The sequence below is a fragment of the Thalassospira lucentensis MCCC 1A00383 = DSM 14000 genome, from assembly GCF_000421265.1.
In the GTDB taxonomy this organism is placed as follows: domain Bacteria; phylum Pseudomonadota; class Alphaproteobacteria; order Rhodospirillales; family Thalassospiraceae; genus Thalassospira; species Thalassospira lucentensis.
Window position 1 is genome coordinate 155,495 of sequence record NZ_ATWN01000001.1, and the last position, 22,340, is coordinate 177,834.

General features: G+C 55.7%; 26 protein-coding genes and 1 tRNA gene. 9 read left to right on the forward strand and 18 right to left on the reverse strand.

What is annotated here, in order from left to right:
• Positions 1-19 precede the first annotated feature (19 nt).
• Positions 20-1,324, forward strand: a complete 1,305-nt coding sequence (locus K355_RS0100730) for an adenylate/guanylate cyclase domain-containing protein (protein ID WP_022730194.1) — start codon at positions 20-22, stop codon at positions 1,322-1,324.
• A 78-nt stretch (positions 1,325-1,402) separates the two neighbouring features.
• On the opposite strand, the gene K355_RS24915 is transcribed toward K355_RS0100730, so the two are convergent.
• From K355_RS24915 to K355_RS0100790, 12 genes are all read right to left on the reverse strand, one after another.
• Positions 1,403-1,972 (reverse strand): hypothetical protein, encoded by a 570-nt coding sequence (locus K355_RS24915; protein WP_022730195.1) that lies wholly within the window; start codon positions 1,970-1,972, stop codon positions 1,403-1,405.
• A gap of 92 nt (positions 1,973-2,064) precedes the next feature.
• Complete coding sequence (locus K355_RS0100740) at positions 2,065-2,328, reverse strand: RebB family R body protein (RefSeq protein WP_022730196.1); 264 nt, start codon at positions 2,326-2,328, stop codon at positions 2,065-2,067.
• 63 nt (positions 2,329-2,391) lie between these two features.
• Positions 2,392-2,715: a RebB family R body protein gene (locus tag K355_RS0100745; protein WP_022730197.1), complete on the reverse strand. Its 324-nt coding sequence runs from the start codon at positions 2,713-2,715 to the stop codon at positions 2,392-2,394.
• Positions 2,716-2,836: 121 nt separating this feature from the next.
• On the reverse strand, positions 2,837-3,061 hold the full coding sequence (locus tag K355_RS0100750; RefSeq protein ID WP_022730198.1) for a RebB family R body protein: 225 nt from the start codon (positions 3,059-3,061) through the stop codon (positions 2,837-2,839).
• Between the two features lie 156 nt (positions 3,062-3,217).
• Entirely contained in the window at positions 3,218-3,535 is a 318-nt protein-coding gene (locus K355_RS22785; protein ID WP_022730199.1) for a RebB family R body protein, read from the reverse strand.
• 11 nt (positions 3,536-3,546) lie between these two features.
• Positions 3,547-3,879, reverse strand: a complete 333-nt coding sequence (locus K355_RS22790) for a RebB family R body protein (protein WP_022730200.1) — start codon at positions 3,877-3,879, stop codon at positions 3,547-3,549.
• Between the two features lie 125 nt (positions 3,880-4,004).
• Positions 4,005-4,340 carry a RebB family R body protein gene (locus K355_RS0100765; RefSeq protein WP_022730201.1) on the reverse strand — a complete coding sequence of 112 codons (336 nt, stop codon included), beginning with the start codon at positions 4,338-4,340 and terminating at the stop codon, positions 4,005-4,007.
• Between the two features lie 257 nt (positions 4,341-4,597).
• Positions 4,598-4,921, reverse strand: coding sequence for a RebB family R body protein (locus K355_RS0100770; protein WP_022730202.1), 324 nt, complete (start codon positions 4,919-4,921; stop codon positions 4,598-4,600).
• A 135-nt stretch (positions 4,922-5,056) separates the two neighbouring features.
• Positions 5,057-6,256, reverse strand: a complete 1,200-nt coding sequence (locus K355_RS0100775) for an RNA polymerase sigma factor (protein WP_022730203.1) — start codon at positions 6,254-6,256, stop codon at positions 5,057-5,059.
• Between the two features lie 323 nt (positions 6,257-6,579).
• Positions 6,580-7,170, reverse strand: coding sequence for a hypothetical protein (locus K355_RS0100780; RefSeq protein ID WP_022730204.1), 591 nt, complete (start codon positions 7,168-7,170; stop codon positions 6,580-6,582).
• The gene (locus tag K355_RS0100785) at positions 7,170-8,849 is read right to left on the reverse strand and encodes a hypothetical protein (protein WP_022730205.1); all 1,680 of its coding nucleotides are present in this window, start codon (positions 8,847-8,849) and stop codon (positions 7,170-7,172) included. The genes K355_RS0100780 and K355_RS0100785 overlap by 1 nt, the downstream gene beginning before the upstream one ends.
• Positions 8,850-9,093: 244 nt before the next feature.
• Positions 9,094-9,169, reverse strand: a tRNA-Thr gene (locus tag K355_RS0100790).
• A gap of 196 nt (positions 9,170-9,365) precedes the next feature.
• On the opposite strand from K355_RS0100790, the gene K355_RS0100795 reads away from it, so the two are divergent.
• Complete coding sequence (locus K355_RS0100795) at positions 9,366-10,136, forward strand: class II glutamine amidotransferase (RefSeq protein WP_022730206.1); 771 nt, start codon at positions 9,366-9,368, stop codon at positions 10,134-10,136.
• Here the strand turns inward: K355_RS0100795 and K355_RS0100800 are convergent.
• Positions 10,133-10,756 (reverse strand): hypothetical protein, encoded by a 624-nt coding sequence (locus K355_RS0100800; protein ID WP_022730207.1) that lies wholly within the window; start codon positions 10,754-10,756, stop codon positions 10,133-10,135. The two genes, K355_RS0100795 and K355_RS0100800, sit on opposite strands and share 4 nt — an antisense overlap.
• 135 nt (positions 10,757-10,891) lie before the next feature.
• On the reverse strand, positions 10,892-11,674 hold the full coding sequence (locus K355_RS0100805) for a DeoR/GlpR family DNA-binding transcription regulator (protein ID WP_022730208.1): 783 nt from the start codon (positions 11,672-11,674) through the stop codon (positions 10,892-10,894).
• A gap of 217 nt (positions 11,675-11,891) precedes the next feature.
• Here K355_RS0100805 and K355_RS0100810 point away from each other — a divergent pair, with 217 nt between their 5' ends.
• Genes K355_RS0100810 through K355_RS0100835 form a run of 6 tightly spaced genes read left to right on the forward strand, consistent with a single transcriptional unit; the run spans position 11,892 to position 17,903 of the window.
• Complete coding sequence (locus K355_RS0100810) at positions 11,892-12,869, forward strand: ABC transporter substrate-binding protein (protein ID WP_022730209.1); 978 nt, start codon at positions 11,892-11,894, stop codon at positions 12,867-12,869.
• Positions 12,869-14,608: an ABC transporter permease gene (locus K355_RS0100815; RefSeq protein WP_022730210.1), complete on the forward strand. Its 1,740-nt coding sequence runs from the start codon at positions 12,869-12,871 to the stop codon at positions 14,606-14,608. Before K355_RS0100810 ends, K355_RS0100815 begins: the two co-directional genes overlap by 1 nt.
• Positions 14,596-15,693 (forward strand): ABC transporter ATP-binding protein, encoded by a 1,098-nt coding sequence (locus K355_RS0100820; protein WP_022730211.1) that lies wholly within the window; start codon positions 14,596-14,598, stop codon positions 15,691-15,693. Before K355_RS0100815 ends, K355_RS0100820 begins: the two co-directional genes overlap by 13 nt.
• Positions 15,693-16,781 (forward strand): MBL fold metallo-hydrolase, encoded by a 1,089-nt coding sequence (locus tag K355_RS0100825; protein WP_022730212.1) that lies wholly within the window; start codon positions 15,693-15,695, stop codon positions 16,779-16,781. The genes K355_RS0100820 and K355_RS0100825 overlap by 1 nt, the downstream gene beginning before the upstream one ends.
• A gap of 34 nt (positions 16,782-16,815) precedes the next feature.
• Positions 16,816-17,406 carry a histidine phosphatase family protein gene (locus tag K355_RS0100830; protein WP_022730213.1) on the forward strand — a complete coding sequence of 197 codons (591 nt, stop codon included), beginning with the start codon at positions 16,816-16,818 and terminating at the stop codon, positions 17,404-17,406.
• Positions 17,403-17,903: a phosphatase domain-containing protein gene (locus tag K355_RS0100835; protein ID WP_022730214.1), complete on the forward strand. Its 501-nt coding sequence runs from the start codon at positions 17,403-17,405 to the stop codon at positions 17,901-17,903. The genes K355_RS0100830 and K355_RS0100835 overlap by 4 nt, the downstream gene beginning before the upstream one ends.
• A gap of 164 nt (positions 17,904-18,067) precedes the next feature.
• Here the strand turns inward: K355_RS0100835 and msrB are convergent, their stop codons facing one another.
• From msrB to K355_RS0100855, 4 genes are all read right to left on the reverse strand, one after another.
• Positions 18,068-18,508, reverse strand: coding sequence for a peptide-methionine (R)-S-oxide reductase MsrB (msrB, locus tag K355_RS0100840; RefSeq protein ID WP_022730215.1), 441 nt, complete (start codon positions 18,506-18,508; stop codon positions 18,068-18,070).
• Positions 18,509-18,618: 110 nt separating this feature from the next.
• The gene (locus K355_RS0100845) at positions 18,619-19,086 is read right to left on the reverse strand and encodes a thermonuclease family protein (RefSeq protein ID WP_022730216.1); all 468 of its coding nucleotides are present in this window, start codon (positions 19,084-19,086) and stop codon (positions 18,619-18,621) included.
• A gap of 47 nt (positions 19,087-19,133) precedes the next feature.
• Positions 19,134-19,688, reverse strand: a complete 555-nt coding sequence (locus K355_RS0100850; RefSeq protein WP_022730217.1) for an AAA family ATPase — start codon at positions 19,686-19,688, stop codon at positions 19,134-19,136.
• A gap of 172 nt (positions 19,689-19,860) precedes the next feature.
• A complete protein-coding gene (locus K355_RS0100855; protein ID WP_022730218.1) occupies positions 19,861-20,859 on the reverse strand; it encodes a LysR family transcriptional regulator in 999 nt (332 codons plus the stop codon).
• Positions 20,860-21,088: 229 nt separating this feature from the next.
• Here K355_RS0100855 and chvE point away from each other — a divergent pair, with 229 nt between their 5' ends.
• Complete coding sequence (chvE, locus tag K355_RS0100860; RefSeq protein WP_022730219.1) at positions 21,089-22,168, forward strand: multiple monosaccharide ABC transporter substrate-binding protein; 1,080 nt, start codon at positions 21,089-21,091, stop codon at positions 22,166-22,168.
• Positions 22,169-22,340 lie beyond the last annotated feature (172 nt).

A 22,340-nucleotide genomic window follows, 5' to 3' on the forward strand; every position in this document is an offset into this window, starting at 1 on the left:
GAAATCTGCGGAGCAGGCAATGAGCAACAAAAACGCATCTTCATCGGTGGTGACATCTTTACCCGGCACCAATTCGGCGCAGGCAGCGCGCGGATTTGTTCGGTCTGTCAACGACTGGGTGATGGAATGCGCGCTCGAAGATACCGACATTTCAGAGATCCTCAATGGCATGGTGCATCGACTGGTTGCGGCCGGTATTCCCATCGACCGTGTGATGGTGGCGTTCAAAACCCTGCACCCCCTATACGAAGGGGTTTCTTATGTCTGGTCAAAGGACAGCGGTTCGGTTGAACGTTCGACCCATATGGGGGTGCGCGATGATGATCCCGATTGGGCCGACAGTCCGCTTAAATGGATGTCGGATTCAGATGTCAGTTTCATGCGCCGCCATTTGATCGGGCCGGGCGCGGTTCTTGATTTCCCGATCCTTGAAAGTTTCCGCCGCAATCGCGGCACAGATTACTATGCGCTGATGACGCCCTTTGTCACTGACCGTGACAGCACGCTGGGCAGTAACCGCATTTTCATGACCTATATGACGCGCCGCCCCAGTGGTTTTTCCGACGAAGACCTTGCAACACTGTCGGGCATTCAGCGCCGTTTTGCCGTGTCGTGCAAAATGCGTATCAACCACGAAGAAACCAAAACCATCCTTGAAACCTATTTGGGATCGGATGCCGGTGGACGCGTGCGCAATGGTCAGATCAAACTGGGCGACAGCACCAAAACCCGTGCGGTGATCTGGTTCTCGGACATGCGTAACTCATCATCGGTTGCAACCCATGTTGGGGACGATGCGTTCCTGGGTGAAATGAATGATTTCTTTTCGGCAACCGCCGGGGCGGTGTTGAAACACGGCGGACAGGTTCTGCGCTATATCGGCGATGCGACACTGGCGATTTTCCCGATTGACGAAAACGAGAACAATGTCGAAACCGCTTGCGTTTCCGCCCTGTATGCCGCTGCCGAGGCACAGCTTAACATCGATCAGCTCAACGCCACGCGCGAAGAATCCGGCAAACCGCCGTTTGATTACGGGCTGGGGATGCATGTCGGGGATGTGATTTATGGCAATGTCGGGGTTCCCGAACGGGTCGATTTCACCGTGGTGGGGCAGGCCGCAAACGAAGCCGCCCGCATCGAACAATTGACCAAGCAACTGGGTAAACGCGTTCTGGTCAGCCAGACCGTCGCCAGTTTCATTTCCTGCCCGACCGAGGAAATGGGGGCCTATGAGCTGCAAGGGACCGGGGTTAGCGTCAAGCTGTTTGCCCCTGACTTCTCCGAGGCCTGCCATCGTCTTGAACTGATGCGTGCTGGGTAAGATCCCAGCCTCTCAGCATTCAGGACACTGCTGTCATCTGCCAGATGCCAGATAGCAGATAGCAGACGGCAGATGCCGTCACGCCATACTGTCAAAATCCTTCACAACACTACTTGCCGACGTCCCAACGCTTGTAAATGTTTTCTGCGCGTCGGTGACGGCCTTGGATGCGGCTTCGATGATGTCGCTGTAAGGCTGGACTTCTTTGGTTGCCAGCATCTTTTGCATGGCGACACCGGTTGTTGCCGATGCCATCGACATGATGCTGCGCATGTAATCGGTTGAATCCTGCACCGCGTACGCCGCTGCCTGCGCCACCTTTTGATAAGCAACACCATTGGCACCCGGAATGGCTCCGTTTAGAACCGCATGGTTGGTTGTGCCAACCGCCTGAACGATTTGCGGGTTCAATGCCGTGCTGAGCGGGGGCGTGCCAGATGCGGCAGGCGGGCTGTCCGAGGGGGGCGTGTCCTTGTCTGACGCATCGCCGCCTGATGCTGTGGTGGCATCCGGGGTACCGGTGCCGCCGCCACTTGCATCCTTGGTATCTTTGGCATCCTTGTTGTCTGCGGCATCAGACGTGGTCGGATCATCCGCGCCCTTGGGTTCAGTGCTGGCTGGCTTTGGGGGGGTGTCATCGTCTGCCATGAAGGACCTCATTTGCTTTGACGGGTGTTTTGCGTGTTTGTTCAATGCTGTTGGGGCACATCATCATGGCCCATCGAATGACCATTCAGAAATCACTGGTTTTTGTTGCCTCCGCCGCCCATGCCGCCGCCAGATGTATCAAGGATCATCTTACACGCGCTCGAAGTTACGGCATTGCCGATCTGCTGCAGGCCACCTTGGGTCTGCATGGCATTTTGCATCGAAAGACTGATGGAATGCGCCATGGTTTGATACACAAGCCCCATCGCCTGGGCAGGCGCTTCGCCAAGAACCTTGACGTTGGTTTGTGTCACGGCATCCGTGATTTGTGAATTTACGGGGGTGTTGTCTGCCATCTGCACGCCCTCAGTTTAAGTGACCATGGTCCGATGATGGATCGGACGGGTCATGTCATGTGCCTAGCGGCGGGTTGCTGCCAAAATGATCAGGAGTGTCAAAAGCGTATTGCTGTTGTCGGAATTTGACACTTTGTTCGTTGCCATTGCACCGGCCATGGTATTGACCGAGTAAAGCTGCATGACACCCTGGTTGGTGGCGGCCTGCGAGCAGATCGATGATTGCTGCTGGGCCTGCACCGCGTTCTGGAACAGTATGGATGTCGAGTGCGCCGCACTTTGATAGATCGAGCCCATCGCATTGGCGGGTGCGGATCCAAGAACGCTTACCGAAGTTTGCGTAACTGCATCGGTAATCTGACCGTTCACCGGGGTTGGAATAGCCATTGTATCCTCCGAATAAGCGGTCTGTCTGACCGCACACCTTTTGACGCATGATGAGAAGAATTGTGATCAAATTTCGCCAGATCGTTTGCCGATTATTTTCTGGGCGTTTGCCGATTGTCGGCTATCCCGCCTGTGCCGTGATCAAGGCGACCAGTTTCGATGTCGATGTATTGACGACTTGCTGCATGTTGCCCTGAACCAATGTGGCATTTTCCATGGCAAGTCCGGTGGCATGGGAATGCGATTGCAAGGCCATCGACACCGCCTGTGCCGGACTTTCGCCCAGAACTTTCACGTTGGTCTGGGTGACCGCATCTGTGACTTGTGGATTGACGATATCGTTCATGCTTCAAGCTCCGTCGTCAGGATACGCCGGGGGCGTTGTTCTCGTTGGTCAGGTCATCGGCGGTTTCAGTGCCTTTGCCCACAAAGCGTTCATCAAGTTGTACCCACCATGGTGGGTCGTCGTCGGGCGGGGCTTCGGGGGCAGTGTCGCCGTCATTTACGTCGGATTGTGGTTCGGATCCTTCTGCGCTGGATTGGTAGGCTGACGCACATTCAAAGGAGCCGCCGTAAAAAAATTTGGTTTGTTGTCCTGAACCGACAGGGTCGATTTCGCGCATTCCATGGTGGTGGCAAGGCTTGCCACGGCCAGTTGCTGCTGCTCGTTGACCATATTGGCAAACAGAATGCCCTGCGCCTGTGCCTGGGATAGATAGGACTGCATGGTCCCCATTGCCGGGCCATTGCCAATGACGGTGGTGTTTGTCTGGGTCACACTGTCGGTGATTTGCTCGTCAACTTCATGGGAATTGCTCATCGCTTTGATCCTTACTGGTTACGGCGATTCATGATCTGTTCGATGCCCTTGGTCATAGTGGTCATGCCAACCATCGCATTTTGCCTTTGGGCGGAAACCATATTGGCCATCAAGACACTTTGGGATTGCGACTGGCCCAGCATGGATTGAAGGGCGGCATAACTTGGCCCGACACCAATGGTCGCGACATTGGTCATCGCAACGCTGTCGGTGACCTGACTGGACACCTGACAGGGGGCATGTTCCGCGACGTACCAGGACTGTTGTGGCTGCTGTGGCTGGGTGGATTGGCTTTGATCTGCTTGCGTGCCGTCTTGTGGGGGTGTTCCCGATGGTGCCGGCATGTCCGTCTCCTTGGCTGGCGAAATGGGGACTTATCGGTATGACGTGCGCCAGCGACTTTTGTGATGGAAAAAGCCCGGCAAGCGACTGCATGCCGGGCCGGTTCGGCGGCGAAACCAATCTGGTGTTACGACACGGCAGTGCCGGTCGTTGCTTTAAGAGCCGACAACAAAGAAAGCATGTTGTCGGGCACATCGCTGTTTGCGAGTTTGGAGGTGGCAACGGCACCGGCCATGGTATCGACCGAATAGACCTGAATGACGCCCTGGTTGGTTGCGGCCTGTGAAGAGATGCCGACCTGCTGCTGGGTGCTGACGGCGTTCTCATAGAGAATGCCGTGCGAATGCGCCAGCGACTGGTACAGCGAGCCCATGGCCATGGCAGGAGCATCACCCAAAACCTTTACGTTGGCTTGGGTTACTGCATCCGTGATCATGCCATTGACCGGAGTGTTATCAGCCATTGTGTATCTCCTGGTTGCCTAAAGAAGTGCCGGAATCCGGCCCTTTTCCGCGTGGTTTGCGGGATCAGTCAGATGACGGAGGGCCAGATCGGTTGTGACGGAACTTGTGCAAAAACTTGCGGACCGCAAATTGGGGGCGCGATCCACGTAAAATCGGGCGGCCGCTGATGGAAACGACCGCCCGATTTGATGGTGACCCGTGTGTCAGAAGATCCGGAGCGGGACCAGCCTGCCATATGTTTGACAGGTAAACGGGATCAGCCTTTGGTGGCTTGAAGGGCTGTCAGAAGTGACAGCATATTGTCGGGCACGTCGCTTTTGGCAATTTTCGAGGTTGCCACAGAGTCTGCCATCGTATCGACCGAATAGATCTGGATGACGCCCTGATTGGTCGCGGCCTGCGAGGTGATGCCGATCTGCTGCTGTGCGCTGACGGCGTTTTCATAGAGGATGCCGGTGGAATGTGCGAGGGACTGAAAAATCGAGCCCATTGCCATTGCCGGGGCGTCGCCCAAAACTTTCACATTTGTCTGGGTGACTGCATCAGTGATCTGACCATTTACCGGGGTCGGAATCGCCATTGTAAAGTCTCCTTCGTGTAGGTGTGCTGTGGACTGCTTGCGGTTGTGATCCTGACGGGGTTTCGCCGTCCCGTTTTCAATCTAAAGACGCTGGGTGTTTGGGGTTGTGACGCGTCTTTTTCATTTATTTGCCAACTATTGAATGTCGGCATCCTTCAGGTGGTCACGTGCCAGTTGGACACGTTTGCGCACGGCGCAATTGCTTAAGCCCAGGGCGACCGCGATGTCGTCATAACTGCGGTCCTGAACGCAGCGCATCAAAAGCGGCTTGCGCAGTTTTTCAGGAAGGGCACAGAGGACAGTTTCGAGCTGGTCGAGCTTTTCGTTGGTTAAAAACGATTCTTCCGGGCTTGGAATAACCGGCGGGCTGATCGGGGACACCGGAACATCCGCACCGCCGTGGGTTTCTTCCTTGTATTCCGCCTTGCGCCGGTTTTGCCGATGCAAATCAATACAGGCGTTATGGACAATCCGCGAAAGCCAGGCGCGGTGATTGCGGATTTCATCCATCGAGGCTTCGAACTTGGTCGATGCCTTGACCATCGCCTCGGACAGCGCATCCTGCGCATCATCCATATTCCCCGACATCAGTTTCAGGCACTGCTTAAGCAGGACGTCTTGCTGATCAATCCACAGCGGCCAGAAATTCGGCGCGGCCGGACCCAGTTCCGGATCAATCGCCGGAACGGTTTCCGGGGCCGGGGCCGGGGTTGGATCGGTATGATGTGGCTGGGGGGAATGTGGTCCGGGCATGCCCGGTGCAGGGGTCGGCATGGCGGGATAGTCAAAGCCGCCGGGCAACAACCCCCGAAGCGCATCCAGCGGGCTTATCTGTGATCCACCCTGATAACCCGGAAGGGCGCTTGCGATGATGTCTTCCGGACTTGGCCCGGAGCGCGATGGCTCCAGCCCCGGGAAACCGGCAAGCGGATTAAAATCTGCGGGATAGCCGGGCGGCGGGCCCTGGCGGTTGGGCGCACCATTGAGCGCCGGTGACGCGGCCGATGACGCGGCGGGTGACGCAGTTTGTGCCTGTGCGACAGATGCGCTGAAATCGGGTGTCGCATCGCGCTGCCCAAAAGCTTGGGCCGGATCGCTTTGTCGCGCGGCGTCGACCGCACTGCCATCCTGCGGAGGATCTGCCGGGGTGAGTTGAGAAAGATATCCCTCGGCAACCCGCACACGTTGTTCGGGTTTTAACCGTGACCAGATTGACGTGACATTGTCGCCGTCGCCCAGAGCCTGATTTAAGGTATCTTCAAGGCTGCGGGCAAACCGCAATTCTGCCTCTGTGAAGTTCACCTCGTCCTGTTGAGTATTCTTTTCGTTCTGCACTATGGATCCCTCCAGTTGACAGATTGCAACCTTAGGCTGATTAAGTTTTGCAGTAACTAGTATGACGTACTATTCGAATGATTGTGAATAAAAGTATTTACTGCAATCAATGGTTGTGAATCTGTGCTCGTCAAAGTGTCCCCGGCCCGCGTGGGACGGGGGTGGATCAATGCTGGAATTCGTGGGACGCAATCTTGGATCTGGTCTGGTGTGGCGGCCAAAATCCTAAAGTCATGGTAGCGGGCGACAGCGGTTTTCCGTATCTCAGTGAGCTGCACGATCACCAATAACCACGGTCTTGGCCCTTGGGCCGATCCGTTCTGTTAGGGCGGATTATCCTCTGCTGAGGACAGCGTACTATCTTGAGAATCGGTTTTCTTTGATGTGTCTGCCTTATTGGCAGCGGTGCGTTTTGCCCCTTTTGGCGTGCTCTTGGCCTGATCTGCTTCCGTGTCGTCTGGTGTTTCTGTCGGCAGGGATTGCAAAATTGCGGCTTCAACCCGGGCGGCAAGGATCTGCATGCGCTGGTCGACTTCTTTGTTGATGATATTGCGGATCTCGTTGGCAATATCGAACATCACCTGATGGGCGCCGCCACCAGCCGGGCTGCTGCCCATGTAGGGCGCGCCTTGTGGCTGGGGTTTTGCTTGCTGGTTGCCTGCCGGGGCGGCTTGCGTACCAGTTTGCGTCCCCTGTTGCGTCCCCAATGGCGGCTGCGGCGCGGTGGCACCGGCCTTCACATCCTGTGCATGTGAACTGATGGTATAACGCTGATCAAGAACCTGCGTGCGTGCGCGTTCAGCAGCCTGCGACATCGCCTGCTGGGTGGCCATATATTCCTGATTGAACGCCTTTCTGACCGCATCCTTGCGGCTGCTGGCGGTATCAATGCCTGACTGTCCCGGACCCGACATCAGGAACCTCCCTTGTTGGTCGTGCTTGAACTGGCTGATTTCCCCGTTCCGCCCTGCGTGGTTTTGGCACCACCCCCGCCGGATTTCGGACCGGACGGCTGGTCTTTGCCATCATCATTGCTCTTGCTATCGCCATTGTCCGAGGTGTCCTGCGTTGGCGTTGGGGGGCTTTGATCGTCGCCAGAAGACGGGGTTTTGGCGGCTGACGGGGCGGGCTTGGCATTGGATGCGACAGCCGGGGCCACAACCGGGGCCGCCTTGGACGTGTCTGACGTGCTGTCGCCGTCCAGGCAAAACCCATATCCCGCCAATTCGTCTGGGGTCGGGGCGGTGGCAAGCCCGGTCAGCGTGGTTTCAAGACGCCCGTTGGCATTGGCGATCATGCTGGCCGCACGGCACGCACTGTTATCGCTTTGCCCGCTGCAATTTAAAATCGCGGTTGGCGTGCATGATTTGCTTGATGTCAGCAACTGGGCGGTGACATTAAAACTGACTTCCTGATCATACTGCACAAGGATCACGAGGCCCGCCCCCTTGTCGCCTTCGCTGGGTGGGGTGATTTGCATCCAGAACGGAATGGCATGGGTCGGCGATATCGGAATGGTCCCGCGCAAGGTCGGGCTGGGCAAGGTGCCGACATATTCCAACTGGGCCGGAACCGCAGGACGATCGGCAAAGATCAGGCGGATCAGGGCAAGGTTCGGTGTCGTGCCGCTGGGAACATCGCCAATCGTTTGTTCAAGATGAAGCGCATAAGCCCCCCCGCCATAGGTCGCCATTTCCGAATAGGGTTCCTGCGCCTGATCGGTCACTGTTGTGTCAAACAACAAGGCGCGCAAATGCGACGGCGATGTCTTGGGCACGGCAATTTCCAGTTCGGATTGAACACCGGCATTCGCCCCAACATTCAGGCACCAGCCCCCAAGAAGCGCGGGCGTGTCGAGTGCGACCAGTTTGGCACTGATGGCGGTTTGCGCGCTGGTGCGCCCGGCCGCCAACGGCAGGCATTGCGCAAGATCAATTGTCCAGTCGGGAACATCGGCATCCTGACTGTCCTTGCCTTGCAGCTGCGGCATGGCGGTGCGGAACATGTCATCGCCGATCACCGCCCCGGCAAGATCGGTTTCACTGCCGTCCGGGCGGGTGGTGATCAGGCGCCACTGTGCGGCCGCACTGTCATAAGAAGGGGTGCTTGAGGCCTCGGAAGACTGGGTCATATCAGGTCCCTTTTGCTGATCTGCGCGGGTTTGGGGGGGTGACTGCATGGATTTGGCCAGAACGCTGGCCGGGTCGGGGATATGCCCGTCAAGCCCGGCCTGATTTGCGCGGGAATCGGGCGCATTTGGATCGCGATCAAACAGGAATTTCTGAATGATCGAAAACGCGGTTTCCTGCGGTTCCGCGTCAAATCCATATATGGGCTGGTGAACCTGCGTACCGCTGTCTTGCGGCGTGCTGCCACTACTGGCCGGGCTGGTGGCCGGGTCGGGAAAAAGCGAACTGCTGTGCAAAAGCCCCGGTGCCAGCTCCTCAAGCCCGTATTCACGGCACAATGCCGCCATCACATCAAGCGCATCCTGATGTTCGGGCGGTAAGCTCGCATAGGGCGTAGCTTTATCGGTGCCTTGGTCGGTGGTTTTGTCGGTTGGTTGAGCCGTGGGCTTTTGACTGTCTGTCATGCACGCATCCCCAGTGTGGCCATTGAGTGTGGCCCTTGAGTGTTGCCCTTGCAGAAGGCGACATGATCGGGTCAGTACGGTCGCCCAGACTGTCTTCCATGATCTGCAAGGATTTAAACGGTTCCGTGCAAATTGACGTTTCTCGGTGGGGTTGTGTGAAAACTTTAGCTACTTGAGATATGAACTAAGACACACAAAACCCCGAAGGGCGATAAAGCCCAACGGGGTTTTGTGTGGTTCAAAATGGTGCTGGCGATAGGATTCGAACCTACGGCCTACGCATTACGAATGCGTTGCTCTACCAGCTGAGCTACGCCAGCACGACTCATTTTGTGGCGCGGAAAATACGGTCAAACATCCGGGTTGGCAAGTGGTTTATTGTTCTTTCTGCGAACAGGGGCCTGACAAACGCCATGTCTTTAAATCACGACGGTTCAATATAATATCACATTGACCGTGCTGTAATATGTGGCTTAGATGTGCACCGTCTGAAGTGCAGTTTTTGGGGGATCGGGTATGTGTCGCTGGCTGAGTTATATTGGGGATCCGGTTTATCTCGAAAAACTGGTGTTTGAACCGCGCCACTCACTGGTCGATCAAAGCCTGCATGCCGAACAGGCCAAAACACCTACCAACGGCGATGGCTTTGGCATTGGCTGGTACGATGACCGCCCGACACCGGGGCTGTACCGCGAAATCCTGCCAGCCTGGAATGACCCGAACTTGCGGTCGCTTGCCCATCACATTCAGTCGGGCCTGTTCTTTGCCCATGTGCGCGCCTCAACCGGCACACACACCAGCCGGTCAAACTGCCATCCGTTCGCCCATGACAAATACCTGTTCATGCACAATGGTCAGATTGGCGATTACCCGCTGGTCCGCCGATCACTCGAAGCCATGATTGACGATGAACATTACGCCGCCCGCCAAGGCTCCACCGACAGCGAGTTGATCTTTTGCCTGATGCTGACCTTGGGCTTGGTCGAAGACCCGCACCGCGCCATCCGCCGCACCATCGAAATCGTCGAAAATGAAATGAAAACCCGTGGGGCGACCGCTCCGTTTCGCTTTACCGCCTGTCTTTCAAACGGCAAAAGCATCTGTGCCATCCGCCACGCCAGCGATGACAAACCGCCGTCGCTCTATTGGCGCAAACGCAACGGCCATGTGATCATTGTGTCCGAACCCCTTGATACAGACGCTGACAGTTGGGCGGCAGTGGCCCCGAACCATACCTTACATGTCGATGGTAACCTGGTCGTCACAGAAGAAGCGACGTTGAGTTAAGCTGTGGCGCGCTCAAGTTTGTTTCTAATGAAGTCTTCTGCTTGCTGCTGCGCTTCGTCTAATTGGTCACGCCAATCATCGTCGGCGGTCAGCGGGTCATAAATCACTCGCGAGATTTCTTCCATCCTATCGGTCATCAATTGACGGGTACGCTCATCGGTTTCAGGATTTATCGCAGAGAGGTATTGGTCAATGCGATAAAGTAGCTCATTTGCCATTTGATCTATTCTAACCAGATGTTGCTCAAGGCCGTTGCCCCAATTTGCTCTGGCTTCGAGGCGACTAGCTTTGAGCTCTTTCTCCGCGTTATAGTATCTATCTCCCCGGTTCTTGTAAGCGTAGGCCACGCGGCGATAGTCCGCTTTTGTATGACCAATTTGGTCTACGGTTTCCTGAGGGATATCTTCCATCTCATATGGAGCTATTGCAGGAAATCTAAGTTCATCAATTGTTTCACGCAGCTTGTACAGATTGACTAAAATTCGGTGCGATAGTTCATGTTTGATTTTCCATTCGGTTTCTTTGCGCCAAGTGCTTAAGCCTTTCCAAGCGGTAAACGCACCGCATACGGCAGCTAATGCCACAACAATATTGCTGATGTCCGAAATTAGATTTCCCATAGCCGTTACCTGTTTCAAGCGCAGCGCTAAATAGACGACACAGATCGTTATCTGTTGAAATGTAATGCTGAACGAATTGGTTTGCGTAGGATAGTTTTTATTTGTGCGTCTTTGGTTTGGTAGCTCTCAGAGATATTAACTCACCACCACAATCTGACTGCGCGCCTTAACCAACGCACGTTGCAACGCATCCCCCGGCGCGGTATTCAGCAACACGGTTTGAAAATCGCTGGCATGCCCATCGCGGCACAGCGCCTTGCGGCCCATTTTCTTTTCATCGACCATCAGGATCGCATGATCGCAGCACGATACAAGTGCGCGGCGCGCGCGGACTTCATCCATGTTGAAATCAAGCAAATCGCCGTCATCACTCATCCCCCCGACACTGACAATCCCGAAATCCGCGCGCATGCTGGCAAAGAAATCGGCACTATCGGCCCCGATAATATCAAGATCGCGGGTGCGCACCGTCCCACCCGCAAGGCGCAGGGTCACGTTGGGCGCGTTTTGCAATGTCATCACCACATGCAGATTATTGGTCAGCACGGTTAAATTGCGGTGCGATGACAAATACTGTGCCGCCAGTTCGGCGGTGGTGCCTGTGCCAATCGCAATCGTGCAGCCCTCCGGGATCAGTTCGGCGATCTTGGCTGCAATCGCCTGCTTGCCGGTTCTGTTCCAGACTTCACGTTTTTCATAGGCCGAATTATCCGGGTCGGGGGCAGGGCCCGCCAACCCGTGGCGACGAAACACGCGCCCCTGTTCCTGCAAATCACGCAGGTCCGCCCGGATGGTCTGAACCGACACATTAAACCGGCGCGCAAGTTCCTCAACCGCCATAAAGCCACAGGACTTTACAAGGGCAACAATGCGGTCGCGGCGACGGTCAAGCGGCACGGCATCAGGGATTTCAATCACATCATATTCTTTCGTTCGAAAGGAATGGTTTCGTTTCTGACCTGAGTATAGACAGGCCTGATTGTGGCTGGAAAGCCCGTTACACCTGTTGAAACATTTAATTCTTGGTGTTGTCACACAACTGTTACGGAAATCCCGATAGCTTCCGGATCGAACAGTTTTCGAACGAAACCTTAGATCAACGGGTTTCATTATTTTCGATCAAGGGATGTCAAACATGCGTAACGTTCTTCTTGCTGCGGTGGCGACTGCCACAATGATGTTGCCGGTTGTTGGCCAGGCGGCCGAAAAACTGGTTGTTTACACCAGCCAGCCGACCCAGGATGCCCAGACCACGGTTGATGCCTTTATGGCGGCCAACCCGGATGTTGAAGTTGAGTGGGTCCGCGATGGCACCACCAAACTGATGGCCAAACTGCGCGCCGAAATCGCCGCAGGCGACCCGCGCCCGGATGTCCTTCTGATTGCCGATACCGTAACGCTCGAAGGCCTCAAACAGGAAGGTCAGCTTCAGGCCTATAAATCGCCCGAAGCCAGTGCCTACGAAGATGCGCTGTATGACGGCGAAGGCTATTATTATTCGACCAAACTGATCACGACGGGCATTGTTTACAATACCGCAGTCAAAGCCCCGAAATCATGGGCTGATCTGTCTGATGCGGCGCTGAAAAATCAGATCGTCATGCCAAGCCCGCTTTATTCCGGTGCGGCCCTTATTCACCTCTCGACCCTGACCGAGAACAAAGACCTTGGCTGGGACTACTATCAGGCACTGGCCGCCAATGATGCCCGCGCACAAGGCGGGAATGGTGGCACGTTCAAGGCCGTTGCATCGGGTGAAAAACCTTATGGCGTGGTTGTCGATTTCCTTGCCATCCGTGGCAAAGCCAAAGGATCGCCGGTTGATTTCGTCTTCCCGACCGAAGGTGTCACCTATGTGACCGAACCCGTCGCGATCATGAAAGAAGCCAAGAACGTCGATGCGGCGCATAAGTTCGTTGATTTTGTCCTCTCGGATGCCGGTCAGAAACTGGTGCTTGATATGGGCTATATCCCGGCCCGTAACGACATGGATCTGCCAGAAGGCTTCCCGGCCCGCAAAGACATCAAACTGATGGATTTCAACCCGGCGATTGCGCTCGAGCAGGCCGACGCCAACAAAAAGAAATTCGCAGACATCTTTGGGGCTGAGTAATGCAGGCTGTAAGTCGCCTTCGCGGCTTTTGGCCCGGCATGATCACAGCCCGTTCAAACAGCAACCGGTCTTCGGACCGGTTGCTGTACTGGTTGTTGGTGCCGGTCTTTGTCGTGTCCATCCTGCCGATTGTCCGCCTCGGGTTTGAGGGCGTCATGGTCGGCGGCGTGCCGTCCTTTGACTATTTCCGCGATGTTCTGGGCAATGGATCAACGTGGCAGGCCACGGCCAATAGCCTCTATACCGCCGGTCTTGGCACGATCATTTCCCTTTTGATCGGAGGGTCCTTTGCCTTTCTGGTGGCCTTGACCGATGTGCGCGCCAAGGCCGCCTTGGTGTTTTGTTTCATGATCCCGATGATGATCCCGCCGCAAATCACAGCGCTTAGCTGGGTGCAACTGACTGGCCCCAGCAGTGCACTTTTAAATGCGTTTGGCATCGCCCCGGCGATGGGATCGCCCCAGCCGCTTTATTCTGCCGAAGGCATCGCATTGCTTTTGGGCATTCAGCATGCCTCCATCGTGTTTTTGACCCTGCGCGCCAATTTGCGCATGCTTCCGCGCGAACAGATCGAAGCCGCCCGTTTGGCCGGCGCACGTGGTGGACGGTTGTGGTGGCAAATTATCCTGCCCCTGACCAGTCCCGGCCTGATTGCGGGTACCGCCATGGCGTTTGTTACGGCGTTGGGCAATTTCGGCATTACCGCGATGCTGGGCATTCCGGCGAATTATGCGACCTTACCGACCCTGATTTATCAAAAACTGGCCGGTTTTGGCCCGTCGGTTCTGGGCGAGGTTTCGGTCCTTGCCATGCTGATTGGCGCGATTGCGATTTGCGGGGTCGCCCTGCATCACCGGCTGTTGTCCAAACGCGATTATCGTTTGATGGGGATGGTCGGGCGGCCGCTTGATATTCGTCTGGGCGCGCGCCGTCCGATGATCGAAGGCATTCTTTGGACCGTGCTTGTCGCCATTCTGGTCGTACCTTTGCTGGCCCTGATTGCAACCTCGCTGGTCCCGGCCTTTGGCGTGAAACTGAATTTCGATAACTACAGTTTCGCGGCCTTCCGCGAAGTCCTGTTTGTTCAGCCCTCAACCGCACGCGCCTTTCAAAACAGTTTCATGCTGTCGGTCGGGGCGGCGGTGACACTGGTTCTGGTGTGTTTGCCGCTGGCCTATGTGATGGTGCGCCGTCCGTCGCGTCTGACCAAACTGATCAATCTTCTGGTCGAAGTCCCCTATGCCTTGCCCGGTGTGGTTCTGGCGATTGCCTGCATCTTGCTGTTCATCCGCATTCCGCTGCTTGATGTCAGCCTGTATGGTACGCTTGGCATCATTTTCATTGCCTATCTCGCGCGCTTCCTTGTGATTGCGTTGCGCCCGGTGATGAACAGCTTTAGCCAGCTTGACCCCGCCCTGGAAGAAGCAGCCCAGGCCTGCGGTGCCGGACTGGGTCGACGCCTGCGCGACATTCTGTTGCCGCTTGCCGCCCCGTCGGCGGCCGCCGGGGCGCTCTTGGTATTCCTAACCGCATTCAACGAATTGACCGTATCGGCCCTGTTGTGGGCGTCGGGCAATGAAACGCTGGGTGTTTTGATTTTCAATCTTGATGACAGTGGCGACACCGTTCTGGCCTCGGCCGTGGCGGTTATGGTCGTGCTGGTGGTGATTGCGTTGATGAGCTGTTTTCAGCTGGCATCGCGTCGTTTGCCCAAGGGAGTTGTGCCATGGCAGACATAAATCTTTCGCGTATTACCAAATCCTTTGGCGATTATCGCGCGGTCAATCAGGTCTCGCTTGATATCGCCGATGGTGAATTTGTCGCCCTTTTGGGGCCATCGGGATGTGGCAAAACCACATTGCTGCGTCTGCTCGCCGGGTTTGAAGAACCCGACGGCGGGGTGATTTCGCTGGGCGGGCAGGTGGTTGCCGACCCGCAAAGCAACATCATGGTCACCCCGGAAATGCGCAATCTGGGCATCGTGTTTCAATCCTATGCCCTGTGGCCGCATATGTCGGTGGCGCGCAACGTTGGTTATCCGCTCGAAGTACGCGGTTTGGGCCGCGCTGAACGCGATCATAAAATCAAGGCCGCCCTCGATACGGTTGCCCTTGGCCCTTATGCGGATCGAAGCCCGACCGAACTTTCCGGCGGCCAACGCCAGCGTGTGGCACTGGCGCGCTGTCTGGTGATGGAACCGCGTGCGGTGTTGCTGGATGAACCGCTGGCCAATTTGGACGTGCATTTGCGTGAAACCATGCAACAGGCATTTCTGGATTTTCACCGCCGCACCGGGGCGACGATGATTTACGTCACCCACGATCAGGCCGAAGCCATGGCCATGGCCGACCGGATTGCGGTGATGGATAAGGGCCATATTCGCCAAATGGCCGCCCCTGAAACCCTGTACCGCGAACCTGCTGATTTGATGGTGGCGGGCTTTGTCGGGGCGGGTGCGGTTTTGCCGATCAGCAACGTGTCGATCACCGATGATCGAACCTGTTCGGTGCGGCTTGGCGACACGGATGTTGCCGCGCGCATCTGTCCGAATTTCGTGCGCAATCGGGCCGCGGCACATGCCGGACAGGCGGGCATTTGCCTGCGCCCCGAAGACGTCTGGGTCGATGATGCCGGGGCGCTGCGCGGGTCTGTCGAAGATTGCGTTTATCTCGGCGGGCGGTTCCGCTTATCGGTGCGGATCGGGCAGGATCGTGATCATGTCTTGCCGGTCTATGCCAATCGACGGGCGCGCATTGGCGAAAACGTCGGATTAAAAGTATCCGATGGCTGGGTGTTTGACCGCATGCAAGGTGAGGCCGCCTGATGTCAGCCCGGATGCGTATTCTGTCTGGCTTGGGTGAAAAAGGCCCGGCCTGCTTGCGGCTTGAATTTTTTAACCGGCGCTGGCTGCTTGATTGCGGCGTTGGCCCGGAAAGCGATCAGGGATTTGATCCGGCGTGGCTGAACAAAGTTAACGCTGTTTTCATTACCCACGATCATATCGACCATATCGGGGCGGCCGATGAAATCGTTGCCGCTGGCTTGCCGATTTACTGCACCGAAGTCACCGCGAAATCATTGCCCAAGGGGGCAAAGGTCATTCCACTGCCGCCCCATGGGGAAATACAGGTCGATGGCGTGACGGTGACCACCGGGCGCACCGGCCATTCCTTTGGCGGGGTGTGGCTGCATTTCGAACTGGGTGGCGGGGTGTTGTATTCCGGCGATTTTTGTCAGGAATCCGATTACTTCCTCTATGACACGCCGCCCGATGCGGCCACCGTGTTGCTTGATGCCTCCTATGGCATGGAGGGGCTTACCCAGAATGTGCGGATCGACAGCCTTTTGACCACCATGACCAAACTTGATGGTCAAATCCTGTTTCCCGTACCCCCCAGTGGCCGGGCGGCGGAAATGGCCTTGTTGTTTGAACGCAATGGTCTGACCGACTGGTCGATGGATGATCGGTGTTATGGACAGGTCAAACAGGTTCTCGATGCCCGTGGCAGTGATTATGTCGACGGCGATGCGATCCGGCGGTTGCGGTTGCTCAAAGACAAGGCAAAGCATTTTAATCCCGATGCCCGGTTGCTGCTCTGTCACGCGCCCTGCGCGACCTTTGGCAAGGCCCGCGAACTGATTGACAGTTGGGGCGATGCCGGGCGGCTGGGATCAAGCGCGCATGTGATCTTTACCGGCTTCATGCCGCTAAACGCGCGCAAAATGGTCGAAAAGGGCCATGCCCATTTCCGGCGCTGGAACGTGCATCCGTTATCCCAGCACGTTGTGAATGTCGCCAATGACTGCCACGCGATGCAGGTCGTGCCGCTTTTTAACAGTCGGCCAGAGGACTTTGGTCTTGTCGACGGGTTCGACGGGCGGCTACAGCTTGCAGATCGGTTCTATTTATAATGCAGATGCTTTTTCAAAGGGATGATGCCGGGTCATGATCTATGCCGCTGAGAAGTTCGATTTTCCCAAGGTGCCGTTTGTTTTCATCCGGCACGGGGAAACCGATGCCAACCGGGCAGGCATCATTGCCGGATCGACCGAACCGCCCTTAAACGAGACCGGCCGCGCGCAGGCCGCCGCAATTGCCGACCTGATGGCGCTCGGCACATGGCAGGCGGTTTATGTCAGCCCGCAAGACCGGGCGCGCACAACGGCGCAATTGGCTTTGCCCAGCCATCAGGCTCATGTGCTTGACGGATTGCGCGAACGCCATTGGGGCGATCTTGAAGGCCGCCCGATTGACGAGCTCTGCCCGCGCTTTGACACCCCGCCAAACGGCGAAGGGTTTGATGCCATGTGCCAGCGTGTCTCCTTTGCCATGCAACAGGCATTGGCCGAGGTCACCGATAACGTCTGTGTTGTTGTTGCCCATTCAGGCGTGGCGCGCTGCATCCTGTATATGACCGGGTTTGAGGCCGATGGGCCACGCCTGCCCAACGCTACCCCGATGCTGTTCCGCCCGACCGCGACCGGCTGGGACTATGAAAATTTGACCGAAACACTGATCAAGGAGATTTCCGCGTGAACCAACCGCAGACCAATGCGCAAGGCCCCGACCAAACTGCACGCACCGCACGCGAAGCGGTGGTTTTTGATATGGATGGAACACTGGCGCATTTCGATGCCGATACCCTGGGGCATCTGGTTCATGGAGTGGAAAAACACTGGGATGCGTTTTTTGACGCGATGGATTTGGCCAAGCCGATTGAAAACATCGAACGCTTGCTGCGCATCCTGCATGCCTCGGGCCACGCGATTGTCATCTGCTCTGGCCGCCCCGCCGGTTGGCAACATCGCTCCGAAGCATGGCTGCGCGCCCATAACATTCCATTTGACGGCATGTACCTACGCCCCACCGATGCCGATCACCGTACGGATGAAGAAGTCAAAGAAGACCTTCTGGCGCAAATCCGTGCCGATGGGTTTGATCCGTGGCTGGTCGTCGATGACCGCAGTCGGGTGGTCGATAAATGGCGCGAGATGGGTTTGACCTGTTTGCAATGTGCGCCCGGCGATTTTTAGGGATGTGATTTTTAGGACGTGATTTTTGAGGGATCTGATTTCTAGGATCTGACTTTCAATCCTCATACAAATAAAAACACACAAAAAAGACCGGCCATGAAACGTCATGCGCCGGTCTTTTGAGACGGATTTGATTGTTCATTTAATTTGAATAATAGCGAACATTATTCAAAAAATTTTGCGTAATCGCCATACCCTTCGGCCTCAAGATCCTCAATCGCGACAAAGCGCAAGGAGGCCGAATTGATGCAGTACCGCAAACCCCCGCGATCCTGCGGGCCATCGGGAAAAACATGGCCCAAATGGCTGTCTGCATGTTTGGATCGCACTTCAATCCGGCGCATACCAAGGGTGTTGTCTTCGCGCGCAATCACATGTTCGCTGTCGATTGGTTTAACAAAACTCGGCCAGCCACATCCGGAATCAAACTTGTCACGCGATGTGAATAACGGCTCGCCCGAAACAATATCGACATAAAGCCCGTCTTCCTTATGGTCCCAGAAATCGTTGCGAAATGGCGGTTCTGTGCCGTTTTCCTGGGTAACGTAATACTGATCGGATGACAGGTCGGCGATTGCATCGGGGTCTTTGGTGTATTTGCTCATGCGTATCCTCTTGCCATCTGTGGGCATTCAAAATCATGTCTCCAAAGATGGCGGGAATATTGAAATTGTCCAGTCCCGACGCCGCCGAAACACATCAAAGTGAAGGCAGTTTACCCCTGACACCAAGGCTGGCGTTTGGTCTTGCCGTCATAGGCGCGCGCCAGTCCATTGCTGATCAGTTCAACATCAAGCGGACTGCCATCAATCCGCACCGATGCCACCACGCGCCCACCATATCGCCCCCATTCCGGTTCGCAGAACTCCACTGATTTGGCGGATTTCAGGCGGTTTCGCGCATAATCGCGGGCTTGCTTGGCAAGGTGTTTCTCGCTTTCGCATTTGCCCCGAATTTCGGGCGTATCCACCCCACGTACCCGCACCGACATATTGGCGATTTCACCAGGTAAACCGGGAATGGCGACATAGATAGTATCCCCGTCATAGGCATATTCCCCGCGATATTCGCGCAGCGGCCAGCCATAGCAGGCGGCCTGTGCCGGAAGGCTTGTTACGATCAGCGACAGAAGGCCAAGCATGGCGATGCGGGTTGTTCGGATTTTGCGGGCGAGGGGGATCATGAAATGGGGCGCTTATCTTTGTTATGGTCACGTTTTTAGGGGGCAGGCTAGAGCTTTAGGCGCGACAAAATCTGACTGGCACGCTGTTCAACCGGGCCTTTGCGGACCTCGATCAGGTCATATCCGCATTCGTGATAGGTCCGGCACAGGACGACATATGTTCTGACGGCTTCGGCGAAGTTTTGTGTTCGGGCATGATCGGTTTTGTAGATTTCCGCCCAAGGGGGCAGGATGAAAACGGTGCGGCGATAGCGGTATGTCTGGATCGCGCCCAGCAATCCTGTGTCGTCGGGCAGGTTCGATAACCGGCGATGCGCCAAGGTATCGGGCAGGCCGCGATCACAAAAGACCGTGCGCGGATGATGATCAAGCCCGGTCTGCCAGTCGCGGATGGATCGCCGCGCCATCAACCCGGCATAGGCTTCGTTATCGTCCCACGGCACAGCGTTGCCGCCGCGCTCGATCTGTTCTTCGATGATGGCGCGTGCAGCCTCCGGGCTGGTGTCATAGCTGCGGTGGTCAAGATGATTGATCAATGTGGTTTTGCCAGCACCGGGCCCGCCGGTAATGACAACAAGGTTGGATGTTATAGGCGTTTGCATTGGTGTTTCCTGCGCGAAGCGCCCCGATATGGAGGCACTTTGCGGCAAGGTCATGGCAGGTGTTGCTGATTTTTAGCGTGGAAGAAGCTGGGTGAGACGAGACTCGCTTTGTAGCGCCTTGCACTGTCCTGTCAACGTCAAAGCCAGAGTCAAAGCCAAAGCCAAAGCAGAGTTATTCGCCGACCTGAACCGATGGTTTTTCAATCCGGGCCAGAATATGGTCAGACACCAACTGGGCAGACGGCGACAGCCTGTGTCCGCGTGCGGTGATCAGGCTATAGGGTTTGATTTCGATGCCGCCGTCAAACGGCAGTTCGGTGATCAGTCCGCCACTGGCCAAAAGGCTTGTGACTTCCTCGGCCATTGGCGCAATGGAATCGGTATCGGCCAAGGTTGCCAATGTCACCAGAAGGGATGCGGAATTCAGACTGGAGTGGGGCAGCGGCAGGTGACGCGATATAAACGCGTCTTCAATCGTGCGGCGCATCAGGTTGCCGGGCGGGGGCAAAATCCATTCAAACCGTGAAAGCCGGGCCAGGGTTATCGGTTTGTTGTCATCAAGCAACGGATGACCAGTGCGCACCATCAGGCGGATGCGTTCACTGCGGATTTCGCGGATGTTAAATTGACGCGGGTTCATGTCTTCGGGCACACGGCCAATGACAAAATCATGATCGCCCGCCAGCAAATCCTTGATCAGAAGATGCGACGGCCCAACCGCAACATGGGCTTCAAGAAGTGAGTTGATCGATTGAATGCTTCGGATGGCGGGCACGACCAAATCAACGGCGGCTGCGGTCACGGCCCCGATGAATACCGTGCCGCCGCCATGCTTGATGTCCTCGATTTCGCGTTCGGCCTCGCGGATTTCGATCAGCATGCTGCGTGCGCGTCGGGCAAGGGCACGCCCGGCATTGGTCATTTCGATCCCGCGCGGGCTGCGCACACACAATCGCACCTCAAGAATCGTTTCCATTTCCGACAGCAGACGCGATGCCGCAGGCTGCGACGTTTTAAGCATATCAGCCGCCAGACTGATCTGACCGGTTTCCTCCATCGCAACGATCATGCGCAGGTGGCTCAGCTTCAATCCGCGCTGAAACAGATTGCCGGACCGAAAGAGCAAGGATTTGGCCGAGCTTAACGGACGGCTGTTGCGTGTTTCTGTCATGATGTTTTCTCCCTCGTGGGGATTTTAGTATATCGATTTTGATATGCAAGTTTCGAAATTACTTATTTGATTGTTATGTTGATGGCCTGAATAATGCTGCGCGTATCCTTTGGGAAAACGGATACACTATTAAGTGAAAACAAAGACACGACATACGCAGGCCACATCGCCTGAGAAAAGTCGGGCAAAAGAAATGGCTGTTATGCCGTGTCTTGTAGGGAGGATAGCAATGAAACGTCTCAGTGCCGTAATGGCAGGGGTCGCCTTTGGCGCGGCCGCAATGATGAGCCCGATGATTTCTGGCGGTTATGCACATGCCGACGAGAAAGGTTATGTCGGGATCGCAATGCCGACCAAATCTTCGGCACGTTGGATTTCTGACGGCAATTCCATGGTTAAGCAGTTTGAAGATGCCGGGTATAAAACCGATCTTCAGTATGCAGAAGACGATATTCCAAACCAGCTTTCCCAGATCGAAAACATGATCGTTAAGGGTGTTGATGTTCTGGTGATTGCCGCAATCGATGGCACGACCCTTTCGAACGCGCTTGAAAATGCGCAGGCAGCGGGCATCAAGGTTTTTGCCTATGACCGCCTGATCGTCGAAAGCCCGAATGTTGATTACTATTCGACCTTTGATAACTTTAAAGTTGGCGTTCAGCAGGCAACCTCACTGGTTGACGGTCTGCTTGAAGCCGGTGAACCACCTTTCAATGTTGAACTGTTTGGCGGTTCGCCAGACGATAACAACGCATACTTCTTCTATAACGGTGCAATGTCGATCCTGCAGCCGCTGATCGATGAAGGTACGGTTGTCATTAAGTCCGGCCAGATGGGCATGGACAAAGTCGGTACCCTGCGTTGGGATGGTGCGGTTGCACAGGCCCGCATGGATAACCTTCTGTCGGCCTATTACACCGATGACAAAGTCGATGGCGTTCTGTCGCCTTATGACGGGCTTTCGATTGGTATCCTGTCGTCGCTTAAAGGCGTTGGTTACGGTTCGGGCGACATGGCAATGCCAGTTGTTACCGGTCAGGATGCTGAATTGCAGTCGATCAAGTCGATCATTGCAGGCGAACAGTATTCCACGATTTTCAAAGACACCCGTGAACTTGCACGTGTGACCGTTTCGATGGTTGATGATGTTCTTGCCGGTCGCGAGCCGACCATCAATGACACCAAAACCTATGACAACGGTGTGAAGGTCGTTCCTTCGTATCTGCTTGAGCCGGTGATGGTTGATAAATCCAACTGGGAAGAAATCATTCTTGGTTCAGGCTACTACACCGAAGACGAAGTGAAGTAAGCCAGCACTTTAGCAATGGAACCCGGTGGAAATGTCGTTTGGCATGTCTGCCGGGTTCCAATGTCTGAACATTTCCGGATGCGGATGTCTTGCCAAAATGCACACTTTGCGTGATGTAGTTGCAGGCATGTTACGATCCGCCAAGAAATTATCCCGGACAATCAACAAGACA